General features: G+C 45.3%; 15 protein-coding genes. 1 reads left to right on the forward strand and 14 read right to left on the reverse strand.

Annotated elements, in window-relative coordinates:
* Positions 1–4: 4 nt before the first annotated feature.
* Positions 5–2,227, forward strand: coding sequence for a hypothetical protein (locus BLT91_RS20795; RefSeq protein ID WP_090824465.1), 2,223 nt, complete (start codon positions 5–7; stop codon positions 2,225–2,227).
* Positions 2,228–2,300: 73 nt separating this feature from the next.
* Here the strand turns inward: BLT91_RS20795 and BLT91_RS20800 are convergent, their stop codons facing one another.
* The 14 genes from BLT91_RS20800 to BLT91_RS20865 all read right to left on the reverse strand — a co-directional run bounded on the left by BLT91_RS20800 (position 2,301) and on the right by BLT91_RS20865 (position 19,014).
* Positions 2,301–2,636, reverse strand: coding sequence for a helix-turn-helix domain-containing protein (locus tag BLT91_RS20800; protein WP_090824467.1), 336 nt, complete (start codon positions 2,634–2,636; stop codon positions 2,301–2,303).
* A 167-nt stretch (positions 2,637–2,803) separates the two neighbouring features.
* A complete protein-coding gene (locus tag BLT91_RS30850) occupies positions 2,804–2,956 on the reverse strand; it encodes an anti-repressor SinI family protein (RefSeq protein WP_254777048.1) in 153 nt (50 codons plus the stop codon).
* Between the two features lie 176 nt (positions 2,957–3,132).
* Positions 3,133–4,500 (reverse strand): phosphoglucosamine mutase, encoded by a 1,368-nt coding sequence (gene glmM, locus BLT91_RS20810; protein ID WP_090824472.1) that lies wholly within the window; start codon positions 4,498–4,500, stop codon positions 3,133–3,135.
* Positions 4,501–4,521: 21 nt separating this feature from the next.
* Positions 4,522–5,931, reverse strand: a complete 1,410-nt coding sequence (gene glmU / locus BLT91_RS20815) for a bifunctional UDP-N-acetylglucosamine diphosphorylase/glucosamine-1-phosphate N-acetyltransferase GlmU (RefSeq protein WP_090824552.1) — start codon at positions 5,929–5,931, stop codon at positions 4,522–4,524.
* Positions 5,932–5,988: 57 nt separating this feature from the next.
* Positions 5,989–6,927, reverse strand: a complete 939-nt coding sequence (locus BLT91_RS20820) for a hypothetical protein (RefSeq protein WP_090824474.1) — start codon at positions 6,925–6,927, stop codon at positions 5,989–5,991.
* Positions 6,928–7,319: 392 nt separating this feature from the next.
* A complete protein-coding gene (gene rbsK, locus BLT91_RS20825) occupies positions 7,320–8,240 on the reverse strand; it encodes a ribokinase (protein ID WP_090824553.1) in 921 nt (306 codons plus the stop codon).
* Positions 8,241–8,245: 5 nt separating this feature from the next.
* On the reverse strand, positions 8,246–10,393 hold the full coding sequence (locus BLT91_RS20830; RefSeq protein ID WP_090824476.1) for an acetate--CoA ligase family protein: 2,148 nt from the start codon (positions 10,391–10,393) through the stop codon (positions 8,246–8,248).
* Between the two features lie 7 nt (positions 10,394–10,400).
* A complete protein-coding gene (locus tag BLT91_RS20835) occupies positions 10,401–11,309 on the reverse strand; it encodes an HpcH/HpaI aldolase/citrate lyase family protein (RefSeq protein ID WP_175532437.1) in 909 nt (302 codons plus the stop codon).
* A 4-nt stretch (positions 11,310–11,313) separates the two neighbouring features.
* Positions 11,314–12,333, reverse strand: a complete 1,020-nt coding sequence (locus tag BLT91_RS20840) for a LacI family DNA-binding transcriptional regulator (RefSeq protein ID WP_090824480.1) — start codon at positions 12,331–12,333, stop codon at positions 11,314–11,316.
* A gap of 23 nt (positions 12,334–12,356) precedes the next feature.
* Positions 12,357–14,462 (reverse strand): ADP-ribosylglycohydrolase family protein, encoded by a 2,106-nt coding sequence (locus BLT91_RS20845; RefSeq protein ID WP_217635259.1) that lies wholly within the window; start codon positions 14,460–14,462, stop codon positions 12,357–12,359.
* A gap of 14 nt (positions 14,463–14,476) precedes the next feature.
* Positions 14,477–15,637, reverse strand: coding sequence for an ADP-ribosylglycohydrolase family protein (locus tag BLT91_RS20850; protein WP_090824482.1), 1,161 nt, complete (start codon positions 15,635–15,637; stop codon positions 14,477–14,479).
* A gap of 59 nt (positions 15,638–15,696) precedes the next feature.
* Complete coding sequence (locus BLT91_RS20855) at positions 15,697–17,175, reverse strand: extracellular solute-binding protein (protein WP_090824485.1); 1,479 nt, start codon at positions 17,173–17,175, stop codon at positions 15,697–15,699.
* Positions 17,176–17,205: 30 nt separating this feature from the next.
* On the reverse strand, positions 17,206–18,090 hold the full coding sequence (locus BLT91_RS20860) for a carbohydrate ABC transporter permease (RefSeq protein ID WP_090824487.1): 885 nt from the start codon (positions 18,088–18,090) through the stop codon (positions 17,206–17,208).
* Positions 18,091–18,102: 12 nt separating this feature from the next.
* Positions 18,103–19,014 carry an ABC transporter permease gene (locus BLT91_RS20865; RefSeq protein ID WP_090824489.1) on the reverse strand — a complete coding sequence of 304 codons (912 nt, stop codon included), beginning with the start codon at positions 19,012–19,014 and terminating at the stop codon, positions 18,103–18,105.
* Between the last annotated feature and the right edge of the window lie 24 nt (positions 19,015–19,038).

Raw genomic sequence — 19,038 nt, forward strand, 5'->3', positions numbered from 1 at the left:
GCTCATGAAGGGTAACACTTCACCGATCGCCTGGCTGCTGCGCATTGCCGTACTGGCCGCCGCATTTTTCTTGATATGGCATTACTGGCCCGCCCAAAAAGTAGAGAGCACCCAAAGCGCGGACGGATCGCAAATCAAATTCCGTACCCAGGGTGATCGCATCGAGATTTACGATAAACAACAGTGGAAGCCATTTTTTGTAAAAGGGGTCAATATGGGCGCTGCACTTCCTGGGCACGACCCGGGCGAGCTGCCGATCAGCAAAGAGACGTATTTGAAATGGTTCCAACAGATTCAAGCTCTCGGCGCCAATACGATTCGGATATATACAATTCTATCACCGGTTTTTTATCAAGCGCTTGTGGAATACAATCAGCAGCATGCGGAACAGCCGCTCTATTTCATTCAAGGTGTATGGACGCCCGAAGAGGCGCTGATCGATAAAAAAGATGCCTACCTCGATACCATTTACACGGAGTTTCAAAGCGAGATCGCTTTGGCCGTAGGAGCGGTATACGGAGCTACCGATATTCCAGAGCGGTTCGGCAAAGCGAGCGGCACCTACCGTTATAATGCCGGTCCTTATTTGCTGGCCTGGCATATCGGGACGGAGTGGGATCCAAAAATGGTTCAGAATACCAACGAAAAGCATAAAGACAAGACCGGCTTCCAAGGCACCCACGTTTCCGTTAAAATGAACGGCTCCCCCTTTGAAAACTGGCTCGCGGAAATGCTCGACCATGTGGCGGTACTGGAGTCGCAGAACGGATGGAAGCATCCGCTGACTTTTACAAACTGGGTAACAACCGATCCGCTTCAGCATCCAGGCGAGGTTCTCATTCAAGAGGATATGGTAAGTGTTGATGCGACCCATCTGGAAACGCACGACTGGCCTGCCGGATATTTTGCTTCTTTTCATGCTTATCCTTACTATCCCGACTTTTTTCACTTGGACCAAACGCTGATGGATATGAAGGACAAGGATGGAACAGCCAACACGTACCTCAGCTACCTGACCAAGCTGAAAGCCTACCACAAGGACATACCTGTCATGATTACGGAATTTGGTGTTCCTTCCTCATTGGGGATTGGACATCTGGCTAATAAAGACCGGAATCAGGGTGGGCATAACGAGACGGAGCAGGGCCAGATCAATGCTTCACTCCTGCAGGATATCGCGAATACCGGCATGGCGGGAGGCATCGTCTTCTCCTGGCAGGACGAGTGGTTTAAACGCACCTGGAACACGATGAATTTCGAAATTCCACAAAGCCGCCGCAAGTTCTGGACCAACGTATTGACGAACGAGCAGCACTTTGGGCTAGTGGCCGAGCTGTCCAGCAAGGATGGTCTGCTCAAAATCGATGGAGACCCGAGTGACTGGCAATCGCTCAAAGAAGGCGATAAGCAAAAGCTCACTGGCACCCATCCAGGATGGAAATCCATTTGGATGACTCATGATGAGGGATATGTCTACATCATGGGTGAACTGGAGCAGCCGTTTGATCCGGAGCGTGAGCAGCTCTACTTTGGCATCGATACGATACCAGGCGGTAACCGCCACGCAAAGGAGTTGAGTGCAGTTAAACTAGACGAAGGGCTGGAAACGCTTGTTGAGCTTGGAAAAGACGGTGAAAGCCAAGTGAAAATCGCTTCCAACTATGATTTTCACACCCGATTATACGGCAAGCAGTATGGCATGCTGAAGGTGAAACCCGAGGACATGAAGGACGATTCCGGTATATTTGACCCGTGGAAGCTAGCGGTCGGTCTGGAGCAAAGTCCGCCAGATTCCACCAAGTACAATCCTTTTCAAGATGTACCTGCCGGCCTACTGAAGCGCGGATCGACGGATCCGGCATCGCCGGATTTCAATTCCTTGGCCATGTGGCAAGCCAAAGGCAACGTTGTAGAGATACGCATCCCGTGGATGCTGCTTGGTTTCACTGACCCCAGTTCGCTGCAGGTCATGAGTTACGGCGAGAAGGAAGGCAAACTGATAGCCACGACAACCAAAGGGATTCGCTTGCTTCCTTGGATCGTTCAGCGTTCAAAAGGTAACGTTCTTGGATTGGACAATGCTGACGGCATCTATCCTGTCTCCAAGCTGCCAATATACACGTGGCCTACTTGGAATAAAGTTCAGTACACCCAGCGGCTCAAGAAAAGCTACGACCTAATGAAGGATGCTTTTCAAAAGATCGATGGAATCTCTCCCGGGCGATAGCCACACTTAATAAATAGCCCCTATAGCTAATGAGCAGAACTCATTGGTTATAGGGGCTTCTACCTTATCTTCATCATTCTTCGGAGCGCTTTTGTTTGTTGCGCCATTTGTTGTATTCCACAAATTCCACAAATTGTTCTTTGCTGATGCCGGAATCCATGGCCTCTCTTACCAAACCAATCCATTCCTCATCCAACTGCTCCTGAGTCTGGTTTTGATTATGAATAATCGTTTCCAACTGAACACCTAAAACCGCACTAATCTTTTCAAGAAAGTGGATTGAAGGATTTGACTGGACCTCGCGTTCGATCGAGCTCAGATAGGATTTGGCTACCCCGGCTTTCTCTGCCAGTTCTGTAAGGGTAAAACCTTGTTCCAAACGCAGTTGCTTGACTTTCTTGCCAATCATGGTAGCGACCCCTTTAACTTCCAACAATATTACAATACAGTATTACAATTATTTTAACAAAAAATGTTCGATTTGTGGATGTTTATTTTATATTATAAAAAATGGAAGCGCTAACAAAAAAGCTTAAAAAATTTAGTTATCTTGCGCTTTTTTTTTATCTCTTAGAATTAATTTTTTGGCTCATCTTCGTTTTCTTTGCACTCGCGGAAAAATTGCCTTACTTCCTCCTTGGAAAGCCCCGAATCGCGAGCTACGATCATCAGGTTAACCCAGTTCTCGTCCAGGTTCTTGTTGGGTACAAGCATTTGTTTTACGGACATAGCCCGATCCCTCCAGATTTCTGGTAATTGGTTCGCACTATACAATTCGTGCCCAAGCTCTCTTTTATGTGGGTAGATCATAAATTTGGGTATATTTTACATACCATGCGTCGACATATGTGTACGGCATAAGAAAAAAGGGGGGCCTTTACGTCCTCCCCTGAAAACTACCTTTATTAAACTGTGACAATATCATTGTGCAATACGTTTATTTCCAAAGAAATGGCATCAGCAATTAACTTTACATATGCCTTCAGCAGGGCTGCATCAGGCCCCTCAACCATGACACGGATGAACGGCTCTGTTCCAGAGGGACGTACGAGCACACGTCCTTCATCCCCAAGGCTTGCCTGAACGGCCTCAATCGTCCGCCTAATGTTCAAGTTAGAATCCCAACCTTGCTTGCTTACTACCGGCACATTCACAAGGAGCTGCGGGTAAGAACGCATGATTTTGCGCAATTCGCTCAAGGGTTGTCCCGTTTTAACTATCACACTTGCCAATTGTACACCAGTAAGTATACCGTCTCCAGTCGTATTGTGATGCAGCATAATCATATGGCCCGACTGTTCACCACCGAGTACATAGCCTCCTTTACGCATGGCCTCCATCACATAACGATCTCCAACAGCTGTCTGAACCAAGTTAATGTTTAAGGCTTTCATAGCTTTAACTAAGCCCACATTTGACATTACAGTGGTTACTACCGTATTGTGGTCAAGCTCTCCCGCATCAAGTAAACTACGTGCCAAAATGGCTGCAATATAGTCGCCATCCACAAGCTCCCCTGTCTCATCCACTGCGATCAAACGATCTGCGTCACCGTCAAAGGCAAGGCCTAATTGCGCCCTTTCCCGAACGACTGCATCCTGCAAAGCTCTCGGATGCGTAGATCCACAATCTGCATTTATATTAGTCCCATTCGGCTCTACAGCTAGCGGGATGACATTTGCTCCAATGGCTCGAAACACTGCTGGTGCAAGCAAAGACGCTGCACCATTCGCACAGTCCAAAACAACTTTTATTCCAGTCAAACGTTCGCGGGTTGTCTTCTCCAGAAATTTTACATACAATTCAGATGCATCTTTACGGACCAATACACGCCCTATATCAGCTCCAACTGGTCGCGGCAGTTGATCATCAGGCTGATCCATCCACTCCTCAATCTGTTCTTCCATCTCATCGACTAGCTTAAAACCATCACTACCAAAAAATTTAATGCCATTATCAGCTACAGGATTATGAGAAGCGGAAATCATCACACCGGCATCCGCTAGTAATGTACGCGTTAAGTAGGCAACACCTGGCGTTGAAATCACGCCCACACGAATTGCATTGGCCCCAACCGAAAGAATTCCGGCAATCAAAGCAGACTCTAACAAATCACCCGAAATACGAGTATCTTTGCCAACTACAATCGATGCCCGAGCTTTCTTTTTAGTTAATAGATAAGCCCCTGTACGCCCTAATTTATACGCTAATTCCGGGGTTAACTCCTGATTGGCGACACCTCTAACACCATCTGTACCAAAATAACGTCCCATTTATGAATTCTCCTTCCCTTTTTATCGATTAATTGTCAACTCTCGTTTGCCTGCGTTAAGTAGGCGCCCACGTAAATGTTTGACATAATTCGCTTTGGTGACTTGACGTTCGCGGGCAATGGCAAACGCCCCATCTGGGACATCATTCGTGATCGTAGACCCAGTGGCTATGTAAACTTCTTTCCCAATCGTTACAGGTGCTATCAAATTGGTGTTGCTTCCTACAAAACTATCATCCCCAACGGTGGTTCGATGTTTATTTACTCCATCGAAATTAACAGTAATCACTCCGCAACCAATGTTCGTGTTTTGACCAATGTCTGAATCGCCGACATAAGCTAAGTGGGGAATTTTAGAACCCTCTCCAATCGTGGAGTTTTTCACTTCAACAAAATCGCCGACTTTTACGCCTTTCCCAATTACAGAACCTGGCCTAATAAAAGCAAACGGACCGATCGAGGCTTCCTCCGCAATGACCGAGTCCCTTATGATTGAACTGTGAATAGTGATCTGTTCTCCGAGGGTGCTCGACTCAATCTGGCTGCCTGAACCGATATAGCATCCTTTTCCAATAGACGTTGAACCCGAGAGCGTCACACCGGGTCCGATCACCGTATCCTCTCCGATAGAAACTTTACTATCAATATAAGTTGTATGAGGATCTATAAGGGTGACACCATTTCTCATATGCGATTCGTTGATCGTATCACGCAGCATTTTATTTAATTGAGCGAGCTGGATCCGATCATTGATCCCCAATACCTCATGCGCATTAGAAACAGCAAGAGATTTGACGGTGTGTCCCATCTTCTTAATAATTTGAATGCAATCTGTAAGGTAGTACTCCCCTTGAGCGTTATGATTTTGCACTTGATCCAATGCTCTAAATAAGACAGAGTTTGTAAAACAGTAAAGTCCCGGATTGATCTCACGGATGCGCTTTTCATCCGTAGACGCATCTTTCTCCTCAACAATCCGAAGTACTTCACCTGCTTCATTACGTACAATGCGTCCTAATCCAGTCGGATTCTCAACAACTGCAGTAAGCATAGTCACTGCCGAACCGGATTCTTGGTGTACAGATAATAACAATTTATAAGTATCTGAAGTCACTAGTGGCGTGTCTCCGTAACAAACAAGGGTGTAACCCTCTAGGTTTCCGATTACCTCGCGAGCTTGCATGACCGCATGTCCTGTTCCAAGTTGCTGATCTTGCCTAACATATTCGACTTCAGATTCAAGTTCTTGCTCGATTTGTTCGGCGTAAGTGCCAACTACCACAAGTAAACGTCCTACTCCAGTAGTCCTAAGGGAATCTGTTACGTGACGAATCATCGGTTTACCACAAAGCGGATGTAAGACTTTATGAATTTTAGATTTCATTCGGGTTCCTAATCCAGCTGCAAGTACGATTGCAAATGTCTCGTTCACTACCAATCTCTCCTTTTGCATGATCATTTGTTGTACATGGCCGTTTATAGCTTTGACCTACTCCTTTAAATGGCTCCAGCCGTCATAATCATGAATGGCATATCCGGCAAAAGAAGCGCTGCTTCTGAGTGTTTCACCCACTGTGCTGAGCTCGCGCATCATTTGCGATCTACCTTTATCATAAAAGGTGATGTGGTCCTCGAAACTCTGCAAAGTTTCCACCGCAACGATGATGGGCTTGCCGTTTTTATCCGCTTCACCCAGCTCATTCGTTATGCTGCTGATGATGTCTGAAGCATTGTCACGATAGGCCATTAGGGTAGTTTGATCAAGCTTGCGTATCATCCAATTAGACAGGGTTGTCCGACCACCCTGCTCGTCAGGCACATTGAACTTCTCTAGCCAGACCGGCAAATCCGCACCAGCAATCAATTGAGGGGTTTCTATTTTCATTTCTTCGACAAACCCACTCACCGTATCCCGCCAAAGCCCAAGCATAGTATCCATATCTGCATACCATGCCTGCAGCACAAACGGCTCAACATCAAGATGGATGCCTTTAAACTGTTCATCAGCGGAAACGCTGTTGTTGTAAGTTTTCACCCAATCGATCAGCTTGTACACCTTAATCTGTCTGTCCCGAAGTATCCAATCGGGGGCTCCTCCCAAAGCATGAACCTCAATACCGCAAGTGGAAGCCTCTCTGATAAAGCTGATGTATTCACTCGCCTGAACATCAGGGTCGACTTGCAAAAATACAAGATTGACTCCGTTCTGCTGAAGAAATTGGAACGTTCCGTTCTTGTTCTGAAGCAGCGAACTTGTATTCCACAGCCAAGTGGCTTTATAAAACGGACGATCTACGGAAGCGGCATACACCTGATTGGTGATATCAGCATGCGCCGGAAGTGAGACAAGGGCTTGGGTAAAAGTTAGACAGAGAACCATTACTTTCCCAACTAGGCGGAACTTTGACCGTGTACTTTGTCTTTTCACCTATTAACTCCTTCGAAAACGTGTTTTCGTTTAGATACATCTCTGATGAACGGACTTTGGTCACAGCGACAGTCGGACTCTCCCCAAACGAAGGTACCCAATCGGCCATGTACATGCTCGATTATATCACATTTGTTCGTTATAAAGAATATTTTATTTGTAATTGTAAAATAAAGGCGAATTATTGCAAAGGATTTGATCTGTAATTCATAATAATGTTCTTTAAAACGAATAATTGTCGGTAGGGCTGCTGCTTTGGTGTTGGGTGACGATTAGGTTTTTAAGCGCAAAAAACCAGCAAACTCAATGCTGGTTTGCTGGTTTTTCTTGTGAAAGTGATTTACATATAAAGTTTTGAATTGGAATTTCATATACTTCTGAGGCTGCCGATCCTAGGTTCCTTCAAAAAGCTCCACTTCTTGCCGAGTTGGCAGCGAGGTTTGAGCGCCGAAACGTGATACGGTCAGTGCGCCTACTTTCGCCGCGAATTCGATAGATTGCTCGAGCGGCAGACCTTCTCCATGCCATACAGCCAAGGCTGCATTGAAGGAATCTCCGGCTGCCGTCGTATCCATCACATGAACCCGATAGGCAGGAAATGACCCGGAGCTCCCGTTAATATGATAGGAAACTCCTTTTTCCCCTTGCGTAATGATAACATCTGTCTTCGTCAAGCTTCTCAGCTCGTTCAAAATATCCGATTGATCTGACGTAATGGCTTGTCCAGCCGTCAAAATCGCTGCTTCTGTCTCATTGGGTGTTACCAAATCAACAAACGGCCAAATCTCAGCAGGGAGATCAGCGGCTGGCGCAGGATTCAAGATGACTTTCAGACCGTGCCTTTTCGCGAGTTGAACCGCCCGCATAACGGTCTCTTGTGGAATTTCCAGTTGAACAAGCAGGATATCCGCTCCCTTGAAAACCTCTCTCGCATTCTCAACATGCTCGGGCGTCACACTGGCATTCGCTCCAGGCACAACTGTAATTCGATTTTCTCCATCTTGCACTTGAATTAGCGCCACACCGGTAGTTTGCTGCGATTCTGTGATGACGTAAGAAGTACCTACGCCTTCATTAGACAATTGCTCCAGCATCTGCTTCCCGAACGAGTCGCCGCCCACGCAGCCAACCATCTCAACTTGTGCCCCTAGCCGTGCGGCCGCAACCGCTTGGTTCGCTCCTTTGCCACCGGGGATCATAACGAACTCCTGTCCAGTAACAGTCTCCCCCGCGATCGGAATGTGTTCAGACTTCACGACAAGATCCATATTAATGCTGCCAACAACGACGATTTTTGCTGTTTTTTTCTGCATCAACGCTATCCCTCGATTTCACTGTTTGTGGCTTGTTCCGACGTTGACTTTAATGTAATAACGCAGTCGAGCGCTTTTACACCTTGGCCTTTCGGTAAAACGGCAAGCGGATTAATCTCTACACTTTCAACTAGATCCTGCTGCTCATACACCCAGTGTGAGAATGTTTCCAGCGTTTGGAGCAAAGCTTCTATATCGGTCTCGGGCATATTGCGGTAGCCCTGCAGATAAGTCAATAATCCTTTAATTTCTCCGAGCATCCGCTTGGCTTCCTCTTTATCAATTGGAGCCACGCGCCAAGTGACTAGCTGGAACAGCTCAGTAAGTACGCCGCCAAGTCCGATCAGAATGACAGGCCCGAATTGTGGATCATTGGTGGAGCCCAGGATCAGTTCAACCTTCTCCCCTACCATTTCTTCCAAAAGCATACCATCAACGGCGGCTGCATCTGTACTTTGCAAAATGCGATTCTCAAAAAACTCCTTTACCTGATCTGGCTGCTTCAGGTTCAAAGCCACGCCTCCGCTGTCACTTTTGTGTGTGATCGTACGTGAAACTAGCTTGGCCACATAACGTTTATCTTTGAAAGAAATGGTTTGTAGAAAGGAGGAAAGATCCCCGTTAACTGGCAGATAGTAATGATCTGGAACGGATATACCAACCGATTGAAGAACCTGCTTGCCTTCGAGCTCGGTTAGCGTTAGTGAGCCTGTCTGCTTTATAAATTCCTGTAATTGAGCTGCTCCGTCCAGCGCTTTACTGCTAATGATTGAGTTTCCGCTCGAGGCATCACGGGAACGTTCGTAGAATTCAAGCAATCTAGAAAGCGTGGATGCTAATTGCTTCGGATTAAAGAAGAGCGGCACAGGGAGTCTTTTTACTTCCTGCAGTTCAGGGTCTTCTAAGCTTCCTGTCCATAACCAATATAACGGCTTATTCGAAGAACGATCGAGTGCGCCGAGTCGCTCCGTAAGTGGCGCTTTACCGTGAGTTGCGTAGACGATACCTTCCAATTCAGCCTCACCTTCTAGAGCGGCGTGAATCTCGATGATTTGTTCCGTTTGCATGGTTCCGGACAAATCAAGCGGATTGTTCGCCGTTCCGAAGCCCGTTAAATGCGTATCAATTCGTGCCACCGTTTCCGCCTGTAAATGAGGCACACTGAGACCAGCGGCACCCATTTTGTCGCCAACGAACCCGCCGATACCGCCCGAATGTGACAACACAGCGAATCGACATCCCTTGAGCGGTTTGCTATATTCACAGCATTTGACCAGAGCAATGAACTCTTCGTAATCTTTTGCTGCCAAAATTCCTTTTTGACGGCAGAAAGCTTCAAATACTTGCTGATCTCCCGTCATCGATGCGGTGTGACTCGCAGCAGCTTTTTGCCCGACAGCGGATTCGCCGATCTTCAGAGTAATAATCGGTTTCCCCAATCTTAGAGCTTTATCAGCCAGCTTGGCGAATGCCTTCCCGTCTTTGATGCCTTCAATAAAAAGTCCGACCGCTTTCACGTCTGGATCGTCCAGCATGAAATCGGCAAACTGTGTCATCGATACACTGGCTTCGTTACCGGTCGATACAATGTAGCGGTAGCCAACCCCATAATCTTTGGCGCGATTGAGCAGGGGACCAAATGCCGTTGCCCCGCTGTGGGAAATAAGTCCGACGGAGCCGCCGGACAACTTGCTTTCTCCTATAGATGAAGCAGAGTTAGCCCACATATGAGCAGCGCTGCTGCCAATACCCAAACAGTTGGGTCCGCAGATGGGTATGCCTGTACGTTGCGACCATGCGGTCAGCATAAGCTCGCGCCGTTCGCCTTCTTCCGTGCCTTGCTCCCTAAATCCTGCACTGATGATCAGCACGGAGCCAACCTTCTTAGTTTCGCATTGTTCCAGCAATGACTCGATTGCCTCAGCCTTCACGATAAGAACAGCCAAATCGATATCTGCAGCAATATCGTCTAGAGATGGATAGCTCGGTATACCGAATATTTCTTTGCTTGACGGGTTAACGGGAAAAAGTTGTCCCTCATAGCCTTGTTGAAGCAAATTCTTCATCAACCGGCCACCGTAATTCATTTTCTCGCTGGCACCGACGACGGCGATCGATATCGGATTCAACATACGATGAAGTGCTTTGTTCATCCTCGGTTCACCCCTTGCTCATCATAGTTGTGTTGCGTTTTAGTAATAATTGCGCCCTCAGATAAACAGGAGGATCAATCATTTTACCCATATAGGAACAGGAAGATCTGCCTTCCTGTTGTGCTTGTTCAAATGCTTGTACAATTCCCAAAGCCCTCTCCAATTCATCAGGCCGCGGGGTATACACCTCATTCAGAATGGCCACTTGGTCAGGATGAATACAGGAGCTGCCCATAAATCCAAGCTGTTTGCTCTTTTCCGCTAAGCGTCGGAAGTTATCTAAATTTCTAAAATCCGCAATTGAAGAAACGAAACCTAGCGGCATTACTTGATGAATACGAGCTTGAAGTACGACTTGAGCATAGTAGGGGTAAAGCTCTTCCCCTGTGGATGAGGCTTCAATACCCAAATCGAGACAAAAATCTTCATTTCCCAGGGTCACTGTACTGATCCGATCGCTCGCTCCAAGCAGTTCGTCTAACCGAGACAGTCCTAACGCCGATTCGATGAGGATTGAGATCTGGGTATGACCTTCCAGCAATCCGCGCTCCCTTTCCAAATCAGCCAGCTTGGCTTCAACCTCACGAATGATGGTTGTATCTTCGCATTTGGGGATCGTAACGCTGTGCAGCCGCGGAGCTACACAACAAGTTAAATCCTTCAACCACATATCAGGTTCATTGTTAATTCGGACATTGATTTCTGTAGGTGATAACGGCAGCGTATTCAGCGTTTCTAACACCATTTGACGTCCAATATCTTTCTGTTCGTAAGGAACGCTATCTTCCAAATCAAGCTGTATGGCATCTGCACCGCGCGTCATCGCTTTCTGAATGAACCGTTCCACATTACCAGGAACAATCAGCGTAGAACGTCTTACTTTTTCAACTCGGTTTCGCACAAATTTCGTTTCCATAGGGTTAGCTGCTCCTTCTGACAATGAGCTCTGGCGTCTCGATAATTTCTTGTTTGTGACGCTGCATGCCATGCTCAATCATGGACAATACCATTTCAGCTGTTTTCATGCCGATTTCCTTCTTAGGAACCCGGACAGTTGTCAGCTTAGGTGTACACTGCTTAGCCATACGAATATCATCATAGCCCACTATCGCAATATCTTCGGGAATCCGGAAACCGCTATCTTGAAGCTTTTCCATAATAGTAATGGCCGTATAATCGGTGGATACGAAAATTGCCGTTACTTGATGCTCTTGAACCCATTTACTGAGCGGATTTTCGGCTGAGAACATATCCGAGCTGACCGAGAGCTTTGGATCAATTGGCAGATCAGCTTCTTGATGCGCCCTTTCATATCCGATTTTTTTATTAATGGAGTCATTTGTATTTTTCACATATCGATTTGTATAAAAGGCAATGCGTTGGTGGCCTTTTTCAATTAAATGCTGTACGGCTAAGCGCCCCCCAAGCACATCGTCACAAAGTACACGATTATAATCGGAATTACCATCAATGGGATAACGAGTATAGAAAACGAAAGGAACCTTCTCCTGTTGAAGCTGTCTATACATTCTCTCTTCGCTATCGACAACGGGAGAAGGATGAATGATCAGACCGGCGCTGTTCAGCTGTAAAAATTCCTCGATGATGCTGTCTTCCGCATCCCCTTCATTGTTCGTGAGCCCTACTAAGATTTTATAACCGCGTTCTTTGGCATAGTTTTCGATGCCCAAAAACACCTCATGACTAAAGTCGTCATGAAAGGATGGGATAACCATGCCGATCAGCTTCATATGCTGCCGAGCCAATCCTTGAGCAATGACATTCGGACGGTAATCAAGCTCATCCGCGATTCGTTTCACTTTCTCTCGCTGCTCTTGACTGACCCTTCCCGTATTGTTCAGCACCATCGAAACCGTCGCTTTGGTCACACCCGCCAGTTCGGCAATTTCTTTTAAGGTAGGTTTTTTTTCACGAACCATGTTCTCATCTCATCCCCAATTATCTATATCTCTGTTAACCTCATATTGCTAAAAGATGTCCTTGCCGCAGCAATTGTACTTACACCAAACATACCATAACTAAAAGTATCATCAGTATGCTTTAAAATTTCTTCTTCATTAATAGAAAGTGTAATTGTACTGCCTTGTACAGTCACCTTGAAAACATAATCTTTGTTAAGCTGCCACTTATAAGGACATCCCGCTAACTTTTTATATCCAAAATCATTCATAAATAACGAAACTTGATTTTCACCGTCGAATCCTACATGATAACCGCGCATTGCACCTTGTACACGAACAGCCGCCAAGTGCGAGTAACCATAATGCGGCTTCACATTTAAGGAGAAGGTGTAGTCCTTCGAAAAGTAGTTACCCGTATAAGCTTCGGCTGCTTCTGCGGTCATTAAGTACATGGCTCCATCTTCAATACTCCATGCCCCTAGGTTGTGAGCAAAAGGAGTTACGCAACCAAAATCTATCGCTTGTTTATTAAAATCTATGTTGTAGTCCGATTTGCCGTTAATTCTGAACTCATCTATGAAAATACGTCCTAAACTTTTCGGCTTACGCGTCGAATAGGCTTCCAATACGATGCCTACTTCGTCGATGAGCTCACCTTCAGAATCAGGAATCTGAAATTCGACATGGAGCCATTCATTGTTAACAAGTTTTACGTACCCTTGCACTAATTCTTTTTTACTGTTTGCCAGTCTCACGTAGGGGGCAACACCCATCGATTCATTCCCGCCCCATTGGTCTAGATATATTTCCATGGAGACAGTTTGGCCTGAATAAGCTTTAGGAGAGAACGTTGGCGAATACCTTTCATCACTAAAATCATCTCTTGTATAAAAAGGTTTATAGAAAATTTTTGATTTCTCGCCACGAGTCATCCGGTCAAACACCACTTCAAGTGAGCCAGTTCCTTTGTAGGCTTGTTCGGTAGAGTGTTTCATTTGGCAGAAAAACGAATCCGAAACACGCAAATTATGCGTCGAACCTGGCAGCTCGAAATCAAAGTAGATTTCACCGTCAACTAGACTGGCTAAAATGTCCTGCGGACAAGGTTCATTCGCTAGACGATAGCCAAGAACCGTCAGTTCCTTCGCATACGTTGGAATATCCAGGATGTTCAGGTAACCGGAAATCCCCGACATAACAATGGAATCATTGATAGGCTTACGATATTTATCAGCGATTCCAGATATCCCGCAAGCAACCCCTAGAACTGTACCGACGTTACCTGCATTACAGTCCGTATCCCAGCCGCACATAGTTGCAATTTCAACAGTCCTATTAAAATCACCTTGACCATAAATGAGTGCCAATATACAAACGCCCGCATTCGGAATCATGTGACAAACGCCTTTATATTTGTCGTATCCCCAATCCCGCTCCAGCATATCTCGGCATGCTCTGAAATCGCCAGGCTGCCCGGCATGGAAACTCAGTACCGCTCTTGCCACTTTTGCATAGGTAGACTGCTCTGGAATTTGAGCCAATCCCGCTTCGATAATCGCATTGATGTCGCTTGTTTCAAAAGCTGCGGCAATTGCCGCACAGAAAAATCTAGCGCCATATACACCTTCTCCGTCATGGGATACTCTAGCGGCAGCCTCGCCGAAATCAGCGGCTTTCTTAGGGTTGCCAGGATTCACCAAGCCCCACGTATCAATAAATATTTGACCGCCAATTTGCTCAGCCATAATCTGTCCGTTTTGCTCTATCGAACCGGACTGAGGAGCCGGCACCCCTTTTTTCAAATTGATATAGGCCGTGTGCTCCGTACTGATACCGTAACCGCCCCACCAGAACATTCCGATGCCTTCACGCGTATAGTTCAGCCAAGCACGAGCAACGTCATTCGGGGTAATGTCCCGATCCGTCGCATCATCATAGAGCGCCCTTAAAAAATAGTACGGACCGTTCGCATCATCGTCTGCTGCGAAATTTTTGAACTCTTTTACATAGTCGGTGATTTCACCATACGTATTTTTTATTCTTTCATACGTCCAAATCGTCGGCTCAACTGGCGCACCTAGTCTGATGCCAATGTTCATGCCCAAGTAGCCGGCATACACTTTTTCCAAATAATTCGATGGGATCAAACCAAACACCGCCTTTACTTATTAAAACGAAGTTGTTTTTGTCTAAGATTGTTCATTTCTAAATCTTCCATAATAATGGATGCTGCTGCCTCGGCAAATAGATTGCAATGCTTCTCAATCTCTTGCTTATTAGCTGCTTCCAAAACTTCAATCTCAGCTTCAGGAATCGCTGTGACCCCCTGCATCCCGCCGAGTATGGCACCGATCATAACGCCAATCGAGTCTGTATCGCGGCCGGAACTGACGCCGTCCTTAACGGCTTCCAAGAGATTGCCATCATGCAATACCATGTAAGCTAGAGCCATCGGTAGTTCTTCAATCGAGAACAAACGGCTAGGCGTATAATGATTAGATGGAATGCCGACTTTGTGAATACTCCGGGTCACATCGTCTCCCATAGGTGAATAATTGCCAATAACGGCATGAAAACGAGTCACGACTTCATCTTTGTCTTCTTTATTATTCTTAAGCGCTATAGCCGCTTCACAAATGTCATGAATGGCCCTTTTGGTTCCATCTTTGGCGTATACTAATGCCGTGTTTACGACATCTTCAACTGTAGCACCTGGTTCAAATGCTTTGGCGACACAGCAAGCCATAACACCCGCAGCTTCCAAGCCATAACTGACTTGATGCCCGGAAGCAAAGAGAATCGCTTCATCGTAAGCTCCCTTAGGATTGCATGCGTTCACGATACCGACCGGAGCAATGTACATGGCCGCGCCACAATTGACCATATTGCCATAGCCTCCTTCACGAGGCTCGCAATTTGCTAATACATGGCGATTGAAAATGTGTTTCTCGGGATAAAAAAGTCTATCCATGATTAACGCTTCTTTACCGAACTCCGGAATATATCTAGGTCGGAAGGAGATTTCCTTCACGAATTCATTGGCAAGATCATAAGCGTCCAAATGACGCCGTTCCGTGCAATAAACGTTCATTAGAGCAAGCGTCATTAATGTATCGTCGGTAACAATACCTTCGCCCCTCATTCTTCCAAGCCTCGCCGTTTCCGGCCAATCCGCTTTCCACCACTTGGTCATCGTTGTATCAACTCGGCCATATCTACTTTTAATCTCACGATAAGTCAACTTTTCGACTACTGCGCCCATGGCATCGCCATACGCTGTTCCAAAAACAACACCTTTTACTCTTTCAGCAAAAGAAACCATTTATTCCACTCCCCCTACAGGGAGTGTGGGGCATGACGCCCCACACTTTGCAGTTCTATTTACTTGATTGTTTTGTTTGCGTAATCGGTCACATCTTTACCGCCTGCGGCGTTCCATGCTTCCACAAATTTATCGAAATCAGCTGTTGTTTTCTTGCCTGTAACAACGTCTGCAGCAAATCCTTTGTACAGCGCGACGGATGCATCCCATTTGGCTGCCAAATCAGCAGGCATGATAAACGCATTGTCTTTTGTAGACATGGAAGAGAACATTTGCAGAGATTTAGCTGCTGGAGCCGTCAAGTAAGGCGTCGCAGGGTCAAACTCTTTTTCCGGCTTAAAATTAAGGGTAGTCTCAACAAAATGAGGGAACCAGGAAGCAAATTTGTCCGTAAGTTTAATTTTATTATCGACGATTTGGTACTCTTGACCTTCCACACCAAGCTTGTCGAGCATTTGACCTTTTTGACTAGCCATAAACTCTAATACAGCAAAAGCTGCATCTTTGTTCTTGGATGTGGAAGAAATGGCAAAACCGCGGCTTTCCTTGCTGATATCCACCGGTGTGTAACCATGAGCTTTCCCTTTTGCTGGTGCCAGAGGCGTTAGTTTAGCATTCGCGCCATTTTGTGATGTCATTTTTGTGTTATAGATATCAATAACTTTACCTTGTGTACCTGCAATGATGGCAGCCTGGCCGTCATAGAAAGCTTTTTCTTTGGTGTCAAACTTTTTGGTCAGGTACTCAGGATCAAGTAATCCTTCCTTGTACAGCTTCGCATAGAACTCCAATTTTTCTTTCTCGAATGGTGTTGTTCTGCTGTAAACATACTTACCATCGGCACCTTTGATCCATGTGGATGTCAATCCGAAAGCTTGTGCAAACATGACGTCTAATTCATCTAGGTTACCAGCCGTTGTATATGCGTATTTCGCGCCATTCTTTTCTTTCACTTCTTTAAAGAACGTATAATAATTGTCGATCGTTGGATTTGCCAACACTTCTTTGCCTGATGTTGTTTTATCTAGCCATTCTTGACGTACAACTGGAACTGCACTATTAATCGGCGATAGCCATAATAAATACGGATAATTCTTCATTCTTTCTTTGTTAAAATCGCTCATCGAAGCTTTAACATTCGTAGACTTTTCGATGTAAGGCGTCAAGTTTTCTAGAATTTTTTGCGTAACAGCAAATTGATAGTCTCCACCTTGGAAATAAATCAAGTCAGGAATATTTCCGCTTTGCAACAAGAGACCTAATTTTTCCGAGTACGTACCGCTTTGCACGGGCACGATTTGCAGTTTAATGTTTTTGCCTTCTGCTTTCATACCTTCTTCGATACCTTTAACCAGTTTTTGAGCGTTAGGATCATCTACCGCTAAATCTTTGGCAACGATATTAAGCGTTACGGGATCTTGACTACCTTTATTTGTTGCTGCAGGAGTCGATGTATCGCTAGCCTTTTTCCCCCCGGAACTGCAAGCTGTTGTTACCATCAATAAGATCGCAACCAACAAGAGAAGCATCTTTCTCATTTTATTTCCTCCTTGGATCTGTTTTTGTTTTTATTCTTTAATGCCGCCTTCCATTACACCCTTCGCGAAATGCTTCAGAATAATGGGATATAGCATAAGAATCGGAATCATGGCGATAACAATTGTAGCCGCCTTTAATGCGGTGAAATCAAGCTGAGCAATGTTATTATTTTTCAATAGATTGGCCGAGCCAACCAGAGCAGAAGTATCTCCTTCTACGATGAACTGTCTAAGCAGCACTTGCAGAACCGTATTGTTGCGACTTGACAAGAAAATACTTGATTTAAAGAATTCGTTCCATCTCGCTACAATGTAAAACATGCCAATTGTAAGCAGAGGTACGCGGGAAAGGGGCAAAACAATCTGGGAAAACGTTCTCATATGTCCGGCCCCGTCAATCCTGGCTGCTTCAATCAATGATTCAGGAATCTCCTCAATAAATCGCATCATAATGATGAGATAAAACACGTTAATCGTGCGATATATAACCATTGACCAAAGACTATCCAGTAAATGAAGGTCTTTGATGACCATATATTCTTGAACGATCCCAGGTTCGAAGATCATGATAATAATAAGAAAAATCATGAGTGGAGTTTTGCCAACCAAATTTTTGCGAGTCAACACATATGCTGTGATCGTGGTAAAGAAAATGCTTAAGCATGTCCCCACGATGGTAATGAACAACGAATTCAATAGAGCTCGACCAATCAATTGATTACTGAGTACAACTTCAAAATGAATGAGCGAGAAACCCTTAGGCCAAATATCATAGCCGTGTAACAAATGTACTTTATCTGGGTTCGAGAACGCTTTCGCAAATAAGTTCATAATCGGTACGAACATCGTCAATGTAAGGACGGAAAGTATGGCCCCGATCATCAATTTGGGAACGGTAAATTTTCTACCTACCATGAAACTGCCTCCTTACCAGGCACCTTTAGAGGTGAGTTTTTTAGAAATGAAATGTGTCGATAGTACGAGCACTACACCAATTGCACTTTTAAACAAATTAGCCGCTGTGGCAAACGAGTATTGACCGTTAATCAAACCTACACGATAAACGTAAGTATCTATAATATCGATTTTGCTATTTACAGAGTCGTTGGTGAAGTTTAGCACCTGATCAAGTCCAGCATTCATAATAAAACCAACGTTTAGAATGAAGATAGTCACCATAGGGACATATAGATGCGGGATCACGATTCGGGTGACCACGTGCCAGCGATTCGCTCCATCGACATGCGCTGCTTCATACAGATTTTGATTAATGCCTAGGATCGCAGCAAGAAAAATGATGGAATCCCAACCTATATTCCGCCATGCTTCACTTGCTACAAGCACCCATCTGATCGCATCTTTATCCGTCAAAAAGTCGTGAGCCGGAAAGCCGAAGGCCTGAATGATTTCATTGACTGCCCCCGATGACTTTGACAGGAATTCGAACCAGATGCCCGCGATCACGACCCATGACAGAAAGTGAGGCAAATACGAGATGACCTGGACCGCTTTGCGGAATTTGCCATTAATAAATTCATTGAGCATCAGAGCGAAAATAATTGGAATCGGAAAAATAATGATCATTTTCATCGCGCTGATGATTAACGTGTTTTCCAGTACCTGTGTAAAAATCGGTGTGCTGAATAACTCCCGGAAATATTTGAATCCTACATAGACGTTTTTGCCAATAATGCGATATTCGTAGAAGGCTAGTTTCATCCCGATAATGGGCCATACATGAAAGATGATAAAATAGGCCAAGCCCGGCAGCAGCATGAAGTAAAGTGTTTTATCGGCCCACATTTGTTTTAGTTTAGAATTATTGCTAATTTGATTCATCCCCTCTCTATTCCGAAATGGATT

This window comes from Paenibacillus sp. yr247 (genome assembly GCF_900103825.1).
Lineage (GTDB): Bacteria > Bacillota > Bacilli > Paenibacillales > NBRC-103111 > Paenibacillus_E.

Excerpts from the sequence above, each read along its gene's own strand:
- BLT91_RS20795 (WP_090824465.1), top strand. The coding sequence starts at position 5 with ATGAAGGGTAACACTTCACCGATCGCCTGGCTGCTGCGCATTGCCGTA.
- BLT91_RS20800 (WP_090824467.1), bottom strand. The coding sequence starts at position 2,636 with ATGATTGGCAAGAAAGTCAAGCAACTGCGTTTGGAACAAGGTTTTACC.
- BLT91_RS30850 (WP_254777048.1), bottom strand. The coding sequence starts at position 2,956 with ATGTCCGTAAAACAAATGCTTGTACCCAACAAGAACCTGGACGAGAAC.
- glmM (WP_090824472.1), bottom strand. The coding sequence starts at position 4,500 with ATGGGACGTTATTTTGGTACAGATGGTGTTAGAGGTGTCGCCAATCAG.
- rbsK (WP_090824553.1), bottom strand. The coding sequence starts at position 8,240 with ATGCAGAAAAAAACAGCAAAAATCGTCGTTGTTGGCAGCATTAATATG.
- BLT91_RS20830 (WP_090824476.1), bottom strand. The coding sequence starts at position 10,393 with ATGAACAAAGCACTTCATCGTATGTTGAATCCGATATCGATCGCCGTC.
- BLT91_RS20835 (WP_175532437.1), bottom strand. The coding sequence starts at position 11,309 with ATGGAAACGAAATTTGTGCGAAACCGAGTTGAAAAAGTAAGACGTTCT.
- BLT91_RS20840 (WP_090824480.1), bottom strand. The coding sequence starts at position 12,333 with ATGGTTCGTGAAAAAAAACCTACCTTAAAAGAAATTGCCGAACTGGCG.
- BLT91_RS20850 (WP_090824482.1), bottom strand. The coding sequence starts at position 15,637 with ATGGTTTCTTTTGCTGAAAGAGTAAAAGGTGTTGTTTTTGGAACAGCG.
- BLT91_RS20855 (WP_090824485.1), bottom strand. The coding sequence starts at position 17,175 with ATGAGAAAGATGCTTCTCTTGTTGGTTGCGATCTTATTGATGGTAACA.
- BLT91_RS20860 (WP_090824487.1), bottom strand. The coding sequence starts at position 18,090 with ATGGTAGGTAGAAAATTTACCGTTCCCAAATTGATGATCGGGGCCATA.
- BLT91_RS20865 (WP_090824489.1), bottom strand. The coding sequence starts at position 19,014 with ATGAATCAAATTAGCAATAATTCTAAACTAAAACAAATGTGGGCCGAT.